Genomic DNA, 16,980 nt, shown 5'->3' on the forward strand with positions numbered 1-16,980 from the left:
CTGACACCCCCGAGCAACACGTGACGTTCGGCCGCCGCCCCCAGGGGATTCCGAAGGCGAGCGCGTAGCGTCGAGGACATGACGATTCTCCCGATCGACGACGCCGCGATCGCCGAGGCGAAGCAGCTGCGGGACGCGTTCCAGCGCTTCCTGCGCGAGTACGAGTTCGGGATGCGCGAGGTCGAGACGAAGATCTCGATCCTGCGCGACGAGTTCACCCACATGCACGCGTACAACCCGATCGAGCACGTCAAGAGTCGCATCAAGACGCCGGACAGCATCGTCGAGAAGATCGCCCGCAAGGGGATTGAGGCCGACTTCGACGTGATCCGCCGTGAGATCACCGACATCGCCGGGGTGCGCGTCACCTGCAGCTTCGTCAGCGACGTGTATCAGCTGTTCGATCTGCTCACCCAGCAGGACGACGTGACCGTGCGTCGCGTCAAGGACTACATCGCCGAGCCCAAGCCCAACGGATATCGCAGCCTGCACGCGATCGTCGAGGTGCCGGTGTTCCTCTCCACCGGCCCGGTGGCGATCCCGGTCGAGGTGCAGTTCCGCACCATCGCGATGGACTTCTGGGCGAGCCTCGAGCACAAGATCCACTACAAGTTCTCCGGACGGGTGCCGGCGCATCTCGTGCAGAGCCTCACCGACGCCGCCGAGGCGGCCGGCGAGCTCGACGAGCGCATGGAGCGGCTGCACCGCGAGGCTCACGAAAGCAACCAGCGCGTCATCGAGGTCTGAGGCGCCCGCGCCTCAGTCGAGGAACTCCCGGGCCGCCGTGGCCATCGCCGTGACGCCGACCTCGATCGTGGGGTGGATCACCGGGGCGTAGAACGGCGAGTGGTTGGTCGGGACGTCCCTGTCGACGGTGCCGTTCGCCACGGCGTCCGCGTACAGCTGCGGGTCGACCCCGCCCCAGAACCAGAACACCAGGGGCACTCCGGCGTCGCGGGCGAACCACGACACGTCCTCGCTGCCGGTGAACAGCCCCGGATCGATCACCGACTGCTCGCCGAACACGCCGCGGAAGGCCGAGACGACCTGCTCGGTGGCATCCGCGTCGTTGATCGTGGCCGGCAGCCGGTGCAGGGTCGAGATCTCGGGCTCGCGCTCGGCGCCGGATGCCGTCGCCTCCGCGCGGATGACGCGCTCGACTCTCTCGAGCACCTTCTCGCGCAGCTGCTCGTCGGGGTAGCGCAGGCTGAGCTGCAGGGTGGCATCCGCGGGGATGATGTTGTTCTTGGTGCCGGCGTGGATCGCGCCGACCGTCACGACGGCGAGGTCGCGCGGATCGACCTCCCGCGAGACGACCGTCTGCAGCCGCATGATCGTCGCCGCGGCCATGACGATCGGGTCGATCGTCGAGTGCGGGCGCGACCCGTGGCCGCCACGACCGTGCAGCACGACCTGGATGCCGTCGGAGGCCGACATCTGCGGACCCGGTCGCACGCCGATGGTGCCCGCGGGCAGGGGGGTGACGTGCTGGCCGAGCACCACATCGGGGCGCGGGAAGCGGTCGAGCGCACCGTCATCGAGCATCGCCCTGGCGCCGGCGCCGTACTCCTCGGCGGGCTGGATCACCACCACGACCGTCCCGCTCCACTGGTCGCGCTCGGCGACCAGTCGCTCGACCGCGCCGATCATGGCGGTCACATGCATGTCGTGGCCGCAGGCGTGCATCACCCCGACGGTGCTGCCGTCCGGATCGACACCGGTCGCGGTCGACGCATACGCGAGTCCGGTCTCCTCGACGACGGGCAGCGCGTCCATGTCGGCGCGCAGCCAGACCACGGGGCCGGGCTCGCCCGAGCTCGCCGACGGGTTCGACAGCACACCCACCACGCCGGTGATGCCGACGCCCTCGTGCACCTCGAGCCCGAGCTCGCGCAGATGAGCTGCGGCGATGCCGGCGGTGCGCGTCTCCTGGAACGACAGCTCGGGATGCTTGTGCAGGTCGATGTAGAGGGCTTCGAGGTCGACGGTCATGCGATGAGCCTAGCCCTGGGGTATCCGTCGATCGGGGCGCAGGCCGCCGCCGCGTGCTAGTGTTGTCGTGTCCCTCCGCCGGAGGCTTCACTCTCAACAGCTGAGCGTCTCTCGCTCCAGCCATCACCCCGATCCCGACCCGCGTGTGAGTGCCGCGGATCCGGATCCCCCCGATCCCGTCGAGCCATGCGCCCCGCGCCGGTCGGTCGGCATCGTCATATCGTGCACGCCGGACAATTCAGCGTGGCACCCCGGTCGCATCAGCGGCCAGATCAACAGAAAGCAGAAGCACATGGCCACTGGCACTGTGAAATGGTTCAACTCCGAAAAGGGCTTCGGCTTCATCGCTCCCGATGACGGCTCCGACGACCTCTTCGCGCACTTCTCGGCAATCGAGGGCAACGGCTACAAGGAGCTCACCGAGAACCAGAAGGTGGAGTTCGAGCCCGAGCGTGGCCCCAAGGGCATGCAGGCGGCGAAGATCCGCGCGCTCTGATCTGAGCGTCGACAGAACCGGCCGGGACCCACGTGGTTCCCGGCCGGTTCTTTTGCGTCTGGTCAGGTCGCCGCGTTCTTCCGGTAGCGGCGGTTGCGCAGCCCCAGCAGGGCGGATGCCAGCAGCGCGGCGCCCACCGACGCGGTGAGGATCGCCACCTTCGCCTGATCGTGATGCGGGTCCGCGACGTCGAAGCTGAGCTCGGCGACGAGCAGCGAGACCGTGAACCCGATGCCGGCCAGCAGACCCACGCCGATGATGTCGATCCACTGCAGGGATGGATCGAGGTCGATGCGGCGCACTCGGGTGACGGCCCAGGTCGCGAGGGCGATCCCGACGGGCTTGCCCACGATCAGGCCGAGGATGATGCCCAGCACCACCGGGTCGCCGAGCGCCGAGAGCCATCCCTCGGCGCCGCCGACGGCCACACCGGCTGAGAAGAACGCGAACACCGGTACGGCGATCCCGCTGGAGAGCGGGCGGAACCGATGCTCGAACACCTCGGCGAGGCCGGGGCCGCTCTGCTTCTCGGTCGCCGCCCGGCGGTGCAGCACGGGGATCGTGAAGCCCAGCAGCACACCCGCGATCGTCGCGTGGATGCCGGACGCGTGCACGAGCGCCCAGGCGGCGAAGCCGATCGGCAGCAGGATCAGCCACGCCGCCGACGGGCGCAGGCGGAAGAACTGACGGTACCGCTGCGCGATCAGGCCGTACGCGGTGATCGTGAGCAGTGCCAGCACGAGCGGCACGATCTCGATGGTGTCGGTGTAGAACACCGCGATGATGGCGATCGCGACGAGATCGTCGACCACGGCGAGAGTCAGCAGGAAGATGCGCAGAGCGCTGGGCAGGTGCGAGCCGATGATGGCCAGCACCGCCACCGCGAAGGCGATGTCGGTGGCGGTGGGGATCGCCCACCCTCTCGCCGCACCGGGCGCTCCGCTCGTGACCGCGACGTAGACGAGGGCGGGCACCGCCACACCGCCGAGGGCCGCCACCACCGGCACGACGGCGGTGCTGAACCGTCGGAGGTCGCCGGCGACGAACTCGCGCTTGAGCTCGAGGCCCACCAGGAAGAAGAAGACCGCGAGCAGACCGTCGGCCGCCCACTGCCCCAGGGTCAGATCCAGATGCCACGGCTCGTAGCCGACCCGCAGATCGCGCAGCGCGAAGTAGCCGTCGGCCCACGGCGAGTTCGCCCACACCAGTGCGAGAGCGGCGGTGACGACGAGCAGGATGCCGCCCGTGGTCTCGGTGCGGAGGATCTCGCCGATGCGCCGGGACTCGGCGCGGGACGAGGTCGGGAACAGCGGGCGCAGGAGAGAGGAGAAGCGCGGCATGCGGGCCTTCCGGGTCGACGGACGATGACGTCGACCAGGCTTCCCGACACTCCTCTTCCACCCTATCCCGCCGCGTGCGGCGGCGCTGAGGGCGGATGCCCGGCATCCGCCCTCAGCCCTGGCTCAGTGCCTGCGACCCGAGACGGGGATCGGCCCCGTGACGCTCAGCTCGTCCTCCCAGCACTGGATGCCCGTGACCTCGGGCATCCGCTCCCGGGTGAACACCGGGTCGAGGCCCGCCCGACGCTGATCGAGGTAGTCGCGCAGCAGCTTGAACGCGACGCCCGAGAGCAACGCGATCGCGATGAGGTTGACGATCGCCATGACGCCCATGATGCTGTCGGCCGTGTTCCAGATCAGGTCTGCCGAGGCGATCGAGCCCAGGAACACGACGAGCACGACGAGCGCGCGGTAGGTCTGCAGCACGCCGCGCTTGGCCCGGATGAACTCGATGTTCGACTCGCCGTAGTAGTCGGGGTGCGGTCGGTGAGCGTGCGGAACATCTCGGGGATCAAGCGGAACTGCACGACACCGGAGCGGAACGTGAAGTAGAGGCCGAGCAGCACCAGGATGGGCAGCACCGCCCAGGACCAGAGCTTGTCGCCGAAGAAGAGCACGAAGTCGTTGAGCGCGTCCATCCGTCCAGTATTCAGTGCCGCGGCGTGGGATCGAGACAGCGCCGAGCGGATCCGGCACACCCGGGGGTCCGGCTCAGCTCCCGCCGGATGCGGGCGGATGCTATACGGGTGCGGTCGTGCCGCGCGTGATGAGCTCGTACGGCAGGTCGGCCACGGCCGCGGCATCCGAGGCGCCCTCGAGCTGCGCGAGAATCGCCGACGCCGCCCGCTCGCCCTGCGCGAGCGGGAACTGATCGACCGTCGTCAGCCCGAAGAACTCACCGAGCTCGTGACCGTCGATACCGACGATCGAGAGGTCCTGCGGCACGCGGATGCCGAGGTCGCGGGCGGCGACCAGCGCGCCGATGGCCATCTCGTCCGAGGCGGCGAAGATCGCAGACGGCCGGGGCCCGGTGCCGCCGAGCAGCCGTCTGGCGGCACGGTATCCGCCGTCGACGGTGAAGTCCGCCGGCTCGAAGAGCGCCGGATCCGGGGTGATCCCCGCCTGCGCGAGCGCCTGCTCGAAACCGGACCGGCGGCGCGACGGCACCCGGAAGTCCGCCTCGAACTCGGCTGCTGCGCCGATGTGTGCGATGTCGCGGTGCCCCAACGCGATCAGATGCTCGGTGGCCAGGCAGGCGAGCGCGGTCTGATCGAGCGAGAGCGTGCGCAGGCCGGGGTTCGGGCCACCGATGCCGATCACCGGCAGGCCCAGCCCCTGCAGCTGCGAGGTCTCGTGCTCATCGAGCTCGATGGCGACGGCGATCACGGCATCGACGCGCTGGCGCCGCAGAAAGGTCGAGAAGACCTCGCGGCGCACGGCGGCATCGGCCGTGATGTTGTACAGCGTGATGTCGTAGCCGGCGCGCATCAGTGCGCTGGTCGCGCCGGAGAGCACGGTGCTGAAGAACCAGCGGTCGAGAAAGGGGACGATGACCCCGACGTTCTGCGTGCGACCGGATGCCAGGCTCGACGCCCGCGACGACACGACGTATCCGAGGGAGTCTGCCGCGGAACGCACGCGCTCTCGCGCGCGCTCCGACACGTGCCCGCGCCCGCTGAGCGCGCGCGAGACGGTCGCCGTCGACACCCCAGCGAGCCTTGCGACCTCGTCGATGCTCACCACATCGTCAGCCTATCCCGGCTGACGATCCGCTCAGCCGCGGGTGAACCAGGCGGCCGTGTTCGGCGGCAGCGCGGTGCCGGTGAACGGCTCGCTCTGCACGACGAAGGTGACGTCATCGCCGAGCTCGATCGGCTCGGCGCCGAGGTTCGCGACGACGTGCAGCTCGCCGCGGCGGAAGGCGACGGCCGAATCGGCCACGTCGTCCCAGACGAGCGAGCCGCTGCCCAGGCGGCGCGCCGCGCGCTCGCTGAGCAGCTTCTTGTAGAGGTTCAGCGTCGAATCCGGCTGGCGCTCCTCGGTATCGCGCGCGAAGCTCGCCCACTCCGCGGGCTGCGGCAGCCACGAGGCGCCGGTGTCGTTGAATCCGAACGCGGGGCCCTCGGCCGTCCACGGCAGCGGAACGCGGCAGCCGTCGCGACCGTAGCGCTCGCCGTTCGTGCGGAACCACGTCGGGTCCTGTCGGAACTCGTCGGGGATCTCCATCGCCTCGGGAAGGCCGAGCTCCTCGCCCTGGTAGACGTAGGCCGAGCCGGGCAGCGAGAGCATCACGGTGGTCGCCGCGCGGCCGCGTGACAGACCGATGGCCGGGTCGGGCTTGCCCTGCGAGTTCGGGCCGATGCCGTCGCCCTGCGGGCTGTCGGCGGTCAGCGCGAGACGCGAGGCGTGCCGGATCACGTCGTGGTTCGACAGCACCCAGGTGCTGGGTGCGCCCACCGCTCCGAACGCGTCGAGCGATTCGCGGATGACGAGGCGCAGCTCCTGGGCATCCCACGGCGTCATCAGGTAGGGGAAGTTGAAGGTCTGGTGCATCTCGTCGGGACGCACCCAGAGCGCGGTCTTCTGCAGCGTCGGCAGCCAGGCCTCGCCGCACAGCGCGCGATCGCCGTCGTACTCGGCGAGCACGCGGTTCCAGTCGCGGTAGATGTCGTGCACCTCGTCCTGGCCCCAGTACGGCACGTTCTCCTCGCCGCCGCCCATCGAGTCGGCGTCGGCGACGGGAGCGTAGTCCGGCAGCCCCGCCTCCTTCATCATCCCGTGCGCCACGTCGACGCGGAATCCGTCGACGCCACGGTCGAGCCAGAAGCGCAGGATGCTGCGGAACTCCTCGCGCACCTCGTCGTTCGTCCAGTCGAAGTCAGGCTGGGTGGCGTCGAAGATGTGCAGATACCACTGGCCGGGAGTGCCGTCGGGCTCGGTCACGCGCTCCCACATGTCGCCGCCGAACACGCTCTCCCAGTTGTTCGGGGGCAGCTCGCCGTTCTCGCCCCGGCCGTCGCGGAACACGTAGCGGGCCCGCTCGGGGCTGCCAGGGCCCGCCTTCAGCGCCTCCTGGAACCAGACGTGCTGGTCGGAGGAGTGGTTCGGCACGAGATCGACGATCACCCGGATGCCCCGGGCGTGCGCCGCGTTCAGCATGACGTCGAAGTCGTCGAGCGTGCCGAACAGCGGGTCGACGTCGCGGTAGTCGGCGACGTCGTAGCCGGCGTCGCGCTGCGGGCTGGTCATGAACGGGCTCAGCCAGATGGCGTCGATGCCGAGGCTCTTCAGATCGTCCAGCCGGCTGGTGATGCCGGGCAGGTCGCCGATGCCGTCGCCGGACGCGTCGGCGAACGACCGGGGGTAGATCTGGTAGATGACGGCGGTGCGCCACCACTCGGAACCGGGGGCTGCCATCTGCTCACGCTGCTGTTCACGTTGTGCCATGAGCCCAGGCTACTGCAAGCGCTTACATCACGATGTTCACGGGCGGCTCTCCCGCCAGCATCCGGTCGATCTGACGCCGGATCAGTCGCGCGATGCGCGGGTTCATCGCCGTCGAGGCGCCGCCGCCGTGCGGGGTGATCAGCAGGTTCGGGGCGCTCCAGAGCGGATGCCCTGAGGGCAGCGGCTCCTCTTCGAAGACGTCGGATGCCGCGCGGATCGCATCGGCGCTGAGCGCGTCGACGAGGGCGTCGGTGTCGATCAGCGGCCCGCGACCGACGTTGACCAGCAGAGCGCCCTTCGCCATGCGCGCGATCCGTTCGCCGTCGAAGAGATGATGTGTGGAGTCGCTGGCCGGCAGGCTCAGCACCACGATCTCGGCATCCGGCAGCAGTGCGTCGAGTTCGTCCAGACCGTGCACAGCGATCTCGCCGACACCCTCGACCTGCTCGGTGCGCGCGGTGCGCGCGACCGCGGTCAGTTCGACCTCGAACGGCGCCAGGCGCCGGGCGATCGCCGTGCCAACGCCGCCGAAGCCGACCAGCAGTACGCGCCGGTCGGCGAGGCTCTCGGTGAAGACCGGCGCCCACTCGCCGCGGTCCTGCGCGCGCACGAACCGGGGCAGCTGCCGCTGCGCGGCGATCATCATCCCCACCGCGAGCTCGGCGGTCGATGCCTCGTGCACGCTCGCGGCGTTCGCGAACGGGATACCGGAGGGCAGTGCCTCCGCGACACCGTCGTACCCGATCGACTGGCCCTGCACGAGCCCGACCTGGAGTCCCTCGAGCGCCGTGAGCACCCGGCTGCCGCCCATGTACGGCGGCACGACGATGTCGATGCGGTCGGCCGGCGCGGGGGAGCGCAAGTCCCAGATGCGCAGCTCGACCCCGTCGGGAAGCGCGCCCAGGTTCGCGGCGAGACGCTCGGTCGGCACGGTCACGAGAAGGCTCACGCTACGACCCTACCGGCGTGCGCCCCGCAGGGTTCGCGTGCTACCTTAGGCAAGCCTTACCAAAGTGCGCACCGGGTCTCGGTGACGCCGCCACCCACCCGAAGGAACGCCCGTGCGATCTTCCCGTCTCCTCGCCCTCGCCGCCGCAGCAGCCCTTGCCGTCGGTCTCGCCGGCTGCGCCTCCGCAGCCGATGACAGCTCCGATGACTCGAACGCCTCCACCGGTTCGTCCGGCGAGTCGTTCCCCGTCACCGTCGAGCACGCCTTCGGCGAGACCGTGATCGACGCCAAGCCCGAGCGGGTCGCCACCGTCGCCTGGGCGAACCACGAGGTGCCCCTGGCGCTCGGCATCGTCCCGGTCGGCATGAGCAAGGCCACCTGGGGAGACGACGACAACGACGGCATCCTGCCCTGGGTCGAGGAGAAGCTCGACGAGCTCGGCGGCGAGCCGCCGGTGCTGTTCGACGAGACCGACGGGATCGACTACGAGGCCGTCGCCGACACCGCCCCCGACGTGATCCTCGCCGCGTACTCCGGGCTCACGCAGGAGGAGTACGACACGCTGTCGAAGATCGCTCCCGTCGTCGCCTACCCCGAGGTCGCGTGGGGCACCTCGGTCGAGGACATGATCGAGATGAACTCCGAGGCGCTCGGCCTCGAGAAGGAGGGCGACGCCCTCATCGAGCAGCTCGACGCCGACGCGGAGGCCGCGCTCGCCGAGCATCCGGCGCTCAAGGACGCGAAGGTGCTGTTCGGCTACTTCGACATGAGCGACCTGTCGAAGATCGGCTACTACACCGCCGCCGACACCCGCCCCGGCTACCTGCACGAGCTCGGCCTGCCGCTGCCGCAGATCGTCGAGGACAGCGCGGACAGCGACCAGTTCTACCTGGAGGTGTCGGCCGAGGAGGCGCAGCGGTTCGACGACGTCGACCTGTTCGTCACCTACGGCGACGACTCCACCGTGGCGACCCTGCAAGCCGACCCGCTGCTGTCGAAGATCCCCGCGATCGCCGAGGGCCGCATCGCGATCCTGCCCGACGCGACGCCGATCGCCGCATCCGCCAACCCGTCGCCGCTGTCGATCCCGTGGGGCCTGAACGACTACTTCGACATTCTCGCCGCGCCGCTGGCGAAGTAAGTCCCTTCCGCCTGCGGAGACCCCGTTCGTGACCTCCACCACCGCCGCACCAGCACCGGCCGTCGCGCACCTGCGCCGGCCGGCGCTGGCGCGCGCGTCGTGGCTGATGGCTGGCGTCGCGGCGCTGGTCGTGCTCAGCATCCTGTCGATCTCGTTCGGCGTGCGGGCGGTGACGATCGACGATCTGCTCGCCGCGCTGTCGGGGCAGAACGAGACGATCGAGCAGGCCGCGATCATCAAGCGGATGCCGCGCACGGCGCTGGCCCTGCTCGTCGGTGCCGCGCTCGCCATGGCGGGCGCGGCCATGCAGGCCGTCACCCGCAACCCGATCGCCGAACCCGGCATCCTCGGCGTCTCCAACGGCGCCTCCCTCGCCGTGGTCGTCGGCATCGCCTCGTTCGGGCTGAGCGACCCGTTCGGGCAGATGGCCTTCGCGATCTCGGGCGCCGCGGTGGCGGCGGTCTTCGTGTACGCGGTCGGCTCGCTGGGCCGTGGCGGTGCCACCCCGCTCAAGCTCGCCCTCGCGGGTGCGGCGACCTCGGCCGCCTTCGCCTCGCTGATCAGCGCGATCATGCTGCCGCGGGTCGATCTGCTGCAGACGTTCCAGTCGTGGCAGGTGGGCGGCGTCGGCGGTGCGGAATGGCCGCGCATCGCGGTCACCGCGCCCGTGCTGGCGCTCGGCGCTCTCATCTGCCTGCTGAGCGCACGGGGGATGAACTCGCTCGCGCTCGGCGACGATATGGCCAGGGGCCTCGGCGAGAACGTCGCCCGCACGCGGATGCTCGCCGCGCTCGGCGCCGTGATCCTCGCCGGCGCCGCCACCGCGATCGCCGGCCCGATCGGTTTCGTCGGTCTGGTCGTGCCGCACGTGTGCCGGATGCTGATCGGCACCGACCATCGCTGGCTGATGCCGTTCTCGGCGATGGCGGGAGCGGTGCTGCTGACCGCGAGCGACGTCATCGGCCGGGTGATCGCCCCGTCCGGGGAGGAGATCCAGGTCGGCATCATCACGGCGATCGTCGGTGCGCCCTTCTTCATCTGGATCGTGCGCAGGCAGAAGGTGCGCGAGCTGTGAGCACACGCGAGCGCACGGCAGGCGCACATGCCCCGATAGAGACCAGCATCCCGACCGCGCACACGCTCGAGCGGCCGGCCGACACCGGCGCGCAGCGCGTCGTGCGCGTCATCGCCGGCCGCCGCGCGCGCCACCGTCGCCACGCCCTCGCCACGATCCTGCTGGGCGCTCTGGTGTGCGTGCTCTTCGCTGTCGCGCTCATGGTCGGCGACCGGTTCTACAGCCCCGATCAGATCGTGCGGGTCGTGCTCGGCGAATCGGTGCCGGGGGCCTCGTTCACTGTGGGCGAGCTGCGGCTGCCCCGGGCCGTGCTGGCGGTGCTGACCGGGCTCGGCTTCGGGATGGCCGGCGTGACGTTCCAGACGCTGCTGCGCAATCCGCTCGCCTCGCCCGACATCATCGGCATCTCGCACGGCGCCGGTGCCGCAGCGGTGATCGGCATCATCGTGTTCTCGCTCGACGGCCCGGCGGTGTCGCTGCTCGCACTCGGCGGCGCGCTCGCCACGGCCGCGCTGATCTACGCCCTCTCGATCAGAGGCGGCTTCGCGGGCACCCGACTGATCCTCATCGGCATCGGGGTCGCCGCGGTGCTGCAGAGCGTGATCTCGTACCTTCTCTCGCGGGCTGCGAGCTGGGACATCCAGACCGCCATGCAGTGGCTCAGCGGCAGCCTCAACAACGCCTCTTGGGAGCGCGTGCTGCCGATGGCGATCGCCGCCGTGATCGTGATGCCGCTGATGCTGTCGCAGGGGCGTTCGCTCGCCGCCATGCAGCTGGGCGACGACTCCGCCGCCGGCCTCGGGGTGCGGGTCAACGCGACGCGCATGCTGTTCATCCTCGGGGCGGTCGCGCTGCTCGCCTTCGCTACCGCCGCCGCCGGACCCATCGCCTTCGCCGCGTTCATGGCCGGGCCGATCGCCGCGCGCATCACCGGCCCCGGCGCGAACCTGCTGCTGCCCAGCGCCTTCGTCGGCGCGGCGCTCGTGCTCGGCAGCGACCTGCTCGCCCAGTTCGCCCTCGGCGCCCGCTATCCCGTCGGAGTCGTCACCGGCGTGCTCGGCGCGCCCTTCCTCATCTACCTGCTGATCCGCACCAACCGCTCGGGAGGCTCCCTGTGACCGCGGCGCACACTCTCGCGGCCGAATCCGTCACGCTCGCGTACGGCGACCGCACGGTGATCGAGGGGCTCGATCTGTCGATCGCGCCCGGCCGGATCACCTCGATCGTCGGGGCGAACGGATGCGGCAAGTCGACGCTGCTGCGGGCGCTGGCGCGCCTGCTCAGCCCCGCCGGGGGCCAGATCGTGCTCGACGGCGCATCCGTGCACGCCCGCCCGTCGAAAGAGGTCGCCCGCGTTCTCGGGCTGCTGCCGCAGTCGCCCGTCGCGCCCGAGGGGATCGCAGTGGCCGACCTCGTGGGTCGGGGGCGACACCCGCATCAGCGGATGCTCGCGCGCTGGAGCGCACAGGACTACGCGGTCGTCGCCGATGCGCTCGACGCGACCGGCATCAGCGAACTCGCCGATCGCAGCGTGGACGAGCTCTCCGGCGGTCAACGGCAGCGGGTGTGGATCGCGATGGCGCTCGCGCAGCAGACCGACATCCTGCTGCTCGACGAGCCGACCACGTTCCTCGACGTCGCCCACCAGGTCGAGGTGCTCGATCTGCTCACCGACCTGAGCGGCTCGCGCGGCACCACCATCGTGATGGTGCTGCACGACCTCAACCTCGCCGCCCGGTACAGCGACGAGCTGGTGGCCATGAAAGACGGCCGGGTGCACGCCGTCGGCGCCCCGGAAGAGATCGTCACCGCAGAACTCGTCCAGGAGGTCTTCGGCCTCGCCAATCAGATCACCGTCGACCCCGTCTCGGGCAAACCGATGGTCACGCCCATCGGGAGGCATCATGTCCGCTGACACCACCACGAAGACCCGGCCCACCTACCTGCTGGCGCTCGCCGAGGTGCGCGCCGTCGAGCGCGTCTCGCCGAACTTCGTGCGGATCACCTTCGGCGGGGACGACCTCGACGAGCTCGGCACCCCCGGCGACACGTACGACTCGCGGATCAAGCTGATCTTCCCGCCCCGACCGGATGCCGTGCCTCCGATCGACCGAGACGGTGACGACTGGTGGGGGTCGTACCTGGCGGTTCCCGAAGACGAGCGAGGGTCGATGCGCACGTACTCGGTGCGCGAGCTCACCGTGACGGATGCGGGCACCGAGATCGTCATCGACTTCGTGCTGCACCTGAGCCCCGGCCGCACCGGCCCCGCCTCGCGGTGGGCGGCCGACGCACGCGTGGGGCAGCCGATCTTTGTCGTGGGCCCGCGCCGTGGGGTGGCGGCCCGGGAGCACGGCGGCGCGGAGTTCGCGCCCGGCGAAGCGCGCTCGGTGCTCCTCGCCGGTGACGAGACGGCGGCGCCGGCGATCGCGCGCATCCTCGAGGACGCCCCGCGCGACCTGCGGGGCACCGCGTTCATCGAGGTGCCCGAGCCGGCCGACGTGCTCGAGATCGCCGCACCCGCAGGCGTGGAGATCACCTGGCTGCCGCGCACCGACGGCGACGCGCACGGATCGGCGCTCATCCCGGCGGTGCTCGGCCATCTCGGCGACGCGCACACGCACGTCGACGTGCGCGATGTCGACACCGAGGACCTTCTCTGGGAGACCCCGGCGTACTCCAGCCTCGGCGACCAGATCGCCGCGACCCACGCGCCCGCCGACCGATACTTCTGGATCGCCGGCGAGAGCGGAGTGGTGACCACGCTGCGTCGTCACCTCGTCAAGGACATCGGGGTCGACCGTGCGCAGGTGGCGTTCATGGGGTACTGGCGCCACGGCGTCGCCATGCGCGGCTGAACGACCTCGAACGCCACGGCGTCCGGGAGTAGTCTGAGCCGCATCCGATGAAGGAGGCGTCATGACGGTTCCCGAGATCAACTACTGGGCGGTGCTGGTCGCGACCGCGTCGAGCATGGTGGTGGGCGCCGTCTGGTACGCCCGCGGCGTGATGGGCGAGCGGTGGGCTCGGCTCGCGGGCGTCGACCTCGAGCATCCCTCCCGCCGCCCGCTGTGGCCGATGATCACCACGGTGCTGGTCGGTTTCATCACCGCGTGGGTGCTCGCCGGCGCCGCCACGATCGCCTGGCATTTCTACGAGGGCTCGTACTTCTGGGCCTCGCTGGTCACCGCGGTCACCCTGTGGGCGGGGTTCACCGCGGCGCGCTTCATCACGCACGACGCGTTCGAGGGGCGCTCGACCCGGCTGACCACCGTCAACATCGGTCACGAGCTCGTGACGGTGCTCGTGATGGCCGTGATCATCGGCGTCTGGCCGCCGGCAGGCCTCTGACGGCCGCGGAGCGGGTGCAGCGACGCGGATGCGTCGCGGCTACGCCGCGATGCGCGCGACCGCGGCGATGGCGCTCTCGAAGAAGCCCAGACCGTCGACGCCCGAGCGCATGGCGGCACGGGTGTCGGGGCCGAAGCCCGCCTCGGTGGCGTGCTCGGGGTGCGGCATGAGGCCGACCACGTTGCCGCGGTCGTTGGTGATGCCGGCGATGTCGCGCAGCGACCCGTTGGGGTTGACCCCGGCGTAGCGGAACGCCACGAGTCCCTCGCCCTCGAGGCGGTCGAGGGTCTCGTCGGCGGCGATGTAGCCGCCGTCGCCGTTCTTGAGCGGGATGACGATCTCCTGGTTCTTCGCGAACGTGTTCGTCCAGGCGGTGTCGTTGTTCTCCACCGTCAGGCGCTGGTCGCGACGCACGAAGTGCTGGTGATCGTTGCGGATGAGGCCGCCGGGCAGCAGGTGCGCCTCGACGAGCATCTGGAAGCCGTTGCAGATGCCGAGAACCGGCATCCCCTTCTCGGCTGCGGCCCTGACCTCGGCCATGATCGGCGACAGAGCCGCGATCGCCCCCGAGCGCAGGTAGTCGCCGTAGCTGAATCCGCCGGGCAGCACGAGAGCGTCGACGCCCTCGAGATCGTGCGAGCCGTGCCACAGGGCGACGGGCTCAGCGCCGGCGATGCGCACCGCGCGCTGCGCGTCGCGGTCGTCGAGCGAGCCGGGGAAGGTGATGACGCCGATGCGCACGCTCACGGCGCGACCTCGACTCCCACGACATCCTCGATGACGGAGTTCGACAGCACGTCCTCGGCCAGGCGCCGCGCCTCGGCGAGCACGTCGTCGGTGACCTCGCCGTCGACCGTGAGCTCGAAGCGCTTTCCGATGCGGACCTGGCTGAAGCTCTCGACGCCCAGGCGGGCGAAGGCGCCGGAGACGGCCTTCCCCTGCGGGTCGAGCAGTTCGGCCTTGGGCATGACGTCGACGACGATGGTGGGCATACCCCCGATTCTAGGCGATGCGATCGGTGCTCATGCAGCGTGCGTCGGCTCGGCGATACGCGGCCGTCGCGTCTGTCAAGGGGTGGGGGGAGGGGTGGTCGCCGTTCAGCTGCCTCGCTAGTGTCGGCGCCATGAGAAGACGGCGAGTGACAGGCGCGGGGGCGCTCGTGCTGCTGGTCGCGTTGACCGGCTGCGGGATGCGGATGCCCGCCGATCCGCACGGCAGTCTCGAGCGGATCGAGGGCGGCACTCTGCGCGCCGGAGCGACCGAGCAGCCGCCCTGGGTCGACGTGCACGACGGCCGAGAGCCGACCGGGTCGGAACCGGAGCTGGTGCAGGAGTTCGCCGAGCAGCTGGATGCGCGGGTGGAGTGGACCACCGGCAGCGAGGCCGACCTGCTCACGGCCCTCGAGCGCGGCGAGCTGGACCTCGTGGTCGGAGGGTTCCTCGATGACACACCCTGGACGGATCGCGGCGCGGTGACGCGGCCGTACACCGAGCGCGAGACCGAGGAGGGGCCGCAGAAGCACGTGATGATCGTGCGGATGGGCGAGAACGCCCTGCTCACAGAGCTCGAGATCTTCCTGCACGAGGAGGTCGGCTCATGACGACGCGATTCGGCCGGACGGAGCTTCCCGAGCAGCAGGAGAAGTCGCTGCGCAAGGCGATCCGCTTCGAGTGGTACACCCTGGTCTTCCTCGCCGTGGCCATCACGATGGTGTACCTGGTGATGGGCAACTCGCAGGCGATGAAGGCGGCCTGGATCGAGGACCTGCTCTCACTGGCCCCGCCGGTCGCCTTCCTCGTTGCGGTGCGCATCGTGAGCCGCCCGCCCAGCGGCCGCTACCCGTACGGCTTGCACCGCGCGGTCGGCGTCGCCCACCTCGTGGCGGCCGTGGCGCTGATGGCCATGGGAGCGTTCCTCATCATCGATTCCCTGACCGGTCTGATCGGGGGCGAGCATCCGCCCATCGGCACCGTCGTGCTGTTCGGGCAGCCGATCTGGCTGGGCTGGCTGATGGTCATCGTGATGGCGCTCACCATCCCGCTTCCGATCTGGTTCGGTCGGGTGAAGATGCGCCTCGCGAAAGAGCTGCACGACAAGGTGCTGTACGCCGACGCCGACATGAACAAGGCCGACTGGCAGACCGCCGTCGGATCGATCGTCGGCGTGCTCGGCATCGGCATCGGATGGTGGTGGACGGATGCCGTGGCGGCGCTGCTCATCGCCGGCAGCATCCTGTGGGACGGAGTGCGCAACATGCGCGCCGCGATCACCGACCTGATGGACGCCGCCGCGACGACGTTCGACGACGACAGGGTGCACCCCCTGACCGGCGAGATCGACGAGCTGCTGCGTTCGCTGCCGTGGGCGCAGGAGGTGGGATCGCGCGTGCGCGACCAGGGCCACGTGCTGCACGTGGAGTCGTTCGTCGTGCCGCGCAGAGGACGCACGCCGAAGCTCGCCGACCTGATCGCCGCTCGCGAGGCGTGCATCGACCTGGACTGGAAGGTGCAGGACATCGTCATCGTGCCGATCGACGAGCTGCCCGAGGAGGTCGGCGGGCGCCGGGAGCGCCAGTCGGAGCGGAACGAGTGAGAGGGTGCCCGCTCAGGCCGAGTGGAAGACGGTGTGCAGATCGCCGATCGCCTCGCGGCCGCCGAGTCCGTCGATCTCGAACAGCACGCTGATGCCGGCGACGTGATAGCCGAGCCGCTCGACGATCTGGCGTCCGGCGGCGAGGGTGCCGCCGGTGGCGAGCACGTCGTCGATGAGCAGCACGCGCGTGCCCGCCGGAAGGTCGTCGTGCATCTCGACCGTGGCCGTGCCGTACTCGAGGGCGTAGTCGACGGCCGCTGCGGGCCGCGGCAGCTTGCCCGCCTTGCGGATCGGGGCGAACCCGACGCCGGCGGCGATCGCCGCGGCTCCGGCGAGGATGAAGCCCCGGGCCTCGATCCCCGCGACGATGTCGAAGCTGCCCGCGAAGGGCTCGATGAGTGCGGCGGTCGTGGCGCGCAGCGCCCTGGCATCCGCCAGCAGCGGCATGATGTCGCGGAACAGGATGCCCGGTTGCGGGTAGTCGGGGATCGAAGCGATCAGGGACTCGGCGCGCGCCAGTTCGGGACTCACCTGCCAAGGTTACCGAACGGCTCGGCGGCCCGCCCATGGGAGCGCTCCCAGCAAGTCATGGCATCA

General features: G+C 70.3%; 20 protein-coding genes. 10 read left to right on the forward strand and 10 right to left on the reverse strand.

The features are described from left to right. Window positions 1-78: 78 nt before the first annotated feature. Window positions 79-747: a GTP pyrophosphokinase family protein gene (locus AB0O65_RS00730; protein ID WP_071643278.1), complete on the forward strand. Its 669-nt coding sequence runs from the start codon at window positions 79-81 to the stop codon at window positions 745-747. 12 nt (window positions 748-759) lie between these two features. Here AB0O65_RS00730 and AB0O65_RS00735 read toward each other — a convergent pair whose 3' ends face one another. Then, complete coding sequence (locus AB0O65_RS00735; protein ID WP_363382208.1) at window positions 760-1,992, reverse strand: amidohydrolase; 1,233 nt, start codon at window positions 1,990-1,992, stop codon at window positions 760-762. A 292-nt stretch (window positions 1,993-2,284) separates the two neighbouring features. Here AB0O65_RS00735 and AB0O65_RS00740 point away from each other — a divergent pair, with 292 nt between their 5' ends. Beyond that, window positions 2,285-2,488, forward strand: a complete 204-nt coding sequence (locus AB0O65_RS00740; protein WP_071643350.1) for a cold-shock protein — start codon at window positions 2,285-2,287, stop codon at window positions 2,486-2,488. Window positions 2,489-2,550: 62 nt separating this feature from the next. Here the strand turns inward: AB0O65_RS00740 and nhaA are convergent, their stop codons facing one another. The 6 genes from nhaA to AB0O65_RS00770 form a co-directional block, all read right to left on the reverse strand. Next, entirely contained in the window at window positions 2,551-3,828 is a 1,278-nt protein-coding gene (gene nhaA, locus AB0O65_RS00745; RefSeq protein ID WP_071643282.1) for a Na+/H+ antiporter NhaA, read from the reverse strand. 123 nt (window positions 3,829-3,951) lie between these two features. Beyond that, entirely contained in the window at window positions 3,952-4,254 is a 303-nt protein-coding gene (locus AB0O65_RS00750) for an alanine:cation symporter family protein (RefSeq protein ID WP_256221076.1), read from the reverse strand. Beyond that, entirely contained in the window at window positions 4,185-4,466 is a 282-nt protein-coding gene (locus AB0O65_RS00755) for a hypothetical protein (protein ID WP_256221077.1), read from the reverse strand. Before AB0O65_RS00755 ends, AB0O65_RS00750 begins: the two co-directional genes overlap by 70 nt. Before the next feature lie 100 nt (window positions 4,467-4,566). Continuing rightward, entirely contained in the window at window positions 4,567-5,571 is a 1,005-nt protein-coding gene (locus tag AB0O65_RS00760) for a LacI family DNA-binding transcriptional regulator (RefSeq protein ID WP_071643286.1), read from the reverse strand. Between the two features lie 30 nt (window positions 5,572-5,601). Then, a complete protein-coding gene (locus AB0O65_RS00765) occupies window positions 5,602-7,275 on the reverse strand; it encodes a glycoside hydrolase family 13 protein (RefSeq protein WP_363382213.1) in 1,674 nt (557 codons plus the stop codon). Between the two features lie 22 nt (window positions 7,276-7,297). Further along, window positions 7,298-8,224 carry a 2-hydroxyacid dehydrogenase gene (locus AB0O65_RS00770; protein ID WP_313480317.1) on the reverse strand — a complete coding sequence of 309 codons (927 nt, stop codon included), beginning with the start codon at window positions 8,222-8,224 and terminating at the stop codon, window positions 7,298-7,300. A 112-nt stretch (window positions 8,225-8,336) separates the two neighbouring features. Between AB0O65_RS00770 and AB0O65_RS00775 the strand changes: the two genes are divergently transcribed. From AB0O65_RS00775 to AB0O65_RS00800, 6 genes are all read left to right on the forward strand, one after another. Then, a complete protein-coding gene (locus AB0O65_RS00775; protein WP_363382216.1) occupies window positions 8,337-9,365 on the forward strand; it encodes an iron-siderophore ABC transporter substrate-binding protein in 1,029 nt (342 codons plus the stop codon). A 28-nt stretch (window positions 9,366-9,393) separates the two neighbouring features. Beyond that, a complete protein-coding gene (locus tag AB0O65_RS00780) occupies window positions 9,394-10,440 on the forward strand; it encodes an iron ABC transporter permease (protein ID WP_363382218.1) in 1,047 nt (348 codons plus the stop codon). Window positions 10,441-10,487: 47 nt separating this feature from the next. After that, window positions 10,488-11,558 carry an iron chelate uptake ABC transporter family permease subunit gene (locus tag AB0O65_RS00785; RefSeq protein WP_363383499.1) on the forward strand — a complete coding sequence of 357 codons (1,071 nt, stop codon included), beginning with the start codon at window positions 10,488-10,490 and terminating at the stop codon, window positions 11,556-11,558. Then, complete coding sequence (locus tag AB0O65_RS00790; protein WP_071643320.1) at window positions 11,555-12,355, forward strand: ABC transporter ATP-binding protein; 801 nt, start codon at window positions 11,555-11,557, stop codon at window positions 12,353-12,355. The genes AB0O65_RS00785 and AB0O65_RS00790 overlap by 4 nt, the downstream gene beginning before the upstream one ends. Then, window positions 12,345-13,298, forward strand: a complete 954-nt coding sequence (locus AB0O65_RS00795) for a siderophore-interacting protein (RefSeq protein ID WP_363382221.1) — start codon at window positions 12,345-12,347, stop codon at window positions 13,296-13,298. The genes AB0O65_RS00790 and AB0O65_RS00795 overlap by 11 nt, the downstream gene beginning before the upstream one ends. Window positions 13,299-13,359: 61 nt before the next feature. Continuing rightward, the gene (locus AB0O65_RS00800) at window positions 13,360-13,791 is read left to right on the forward strand and encodes a DUF1761 domain-containing protein (protein WP_071643324.1); all 432 of its coding nucleotides are present in this window, start codon (window positions 13,360-13,362) and stop codon (window positions 13,789-13,791) included. Between the two features lie 39 nt (window positions 13,792-13,830). On the opposite strand, the gene purQ is transcribed toward AB0O65_RS00800, so the two are convergent. Both purQ and purS read right to left on the reverse strand, forming a co-directional pair. Continuing rightward, window positions 13,831-14,538, reverse strand: coding sequence for a phosphoribosylformylglycinamidine synthase subunit PurQ (gene purQ, locus AB0O65_RS00805; protein WP_363382223.1), 708 nt, complete (start codon window positions 14,536-14,538; stop codon window positions 13,831-13,833). Next, a complete protein-coding gene (purS, locus tag AB0O65_RS00810) occupies window positions 14,535-14,783 on the reverse strand; it encodes a phosphoribosylformylglycinamidine synthase subunit PurS (RefSeq protein ID WP_099196545.1) in 249 nt (82 codons plus the stop codon). The genes purQ and purS overlap by 4 nt, the downstream gene beginning before the upstream one ends. 131 nt (window positions 14,784-14,914) lie before the next feature. On the opposite strand from purS, the gene AB0O65_RS00815 reads away from it, so the two are divergent. Both AB0O65_RS00815 and AB0O65_RS00820 read left to right on the forward strand, forming a co-directional pair. Then, the gene (locus tag AB0O65_RS00815) at window positions 14,915-15,391 is read left to right on the forward strand and encodes a transporter substrate-binding domain-containing protein (protein WP_363382226.1); all 477 of its coding nucleotides are present in this window, start codon (window positions 14,915-14,917) and stop codon (window positions 15,389-15,391) included. Next, window positions 15,388-16,383, forward strand: a complete 996-nt coding sequence (locus tag AB0O65_RS00820) for a cation diffusion facilitator family transporter (protein WP_363382229.1) — start codon at window positions 15,388-15,390, stop codon at window positions 16,381-16,383. Before AB0O65_RS00815 ends, AB0O65_RS00820 begins: the two co-directional genes overlap by 4 nt. 12 nt (window positions 16,384-16,395) lie before the next feature. On the opposite strand, the gene AB0O65_RS00825 is transcribed toward AB0O65_RS00820, so the two are convergent. Beyond that, window positions 16,396-16,914: an adenine phosphoribosyltransferase gene (locus AB0O65_RS00825; RefSeq protein ID WP_313480324.1), complete on the reverse strand. Its 519-nt coding sequence runs from the start codon at window positions 16,912-16,914 to the stop codon at window positions 16,396-16,398. Window positions 16,915-16,980 lie beyond the last annotated feature (66 nt).

This window comes from Microbacterium sp. NPDC077391 (assembly GCF_040686955.1).
GTDB classification, from domain to species: domain Bacteria; phylum Actinomycetota; class Actinomycetes; order Actinomycetales; family Microbacteriaceae; genus Microbacterium; species Microbacterium commune.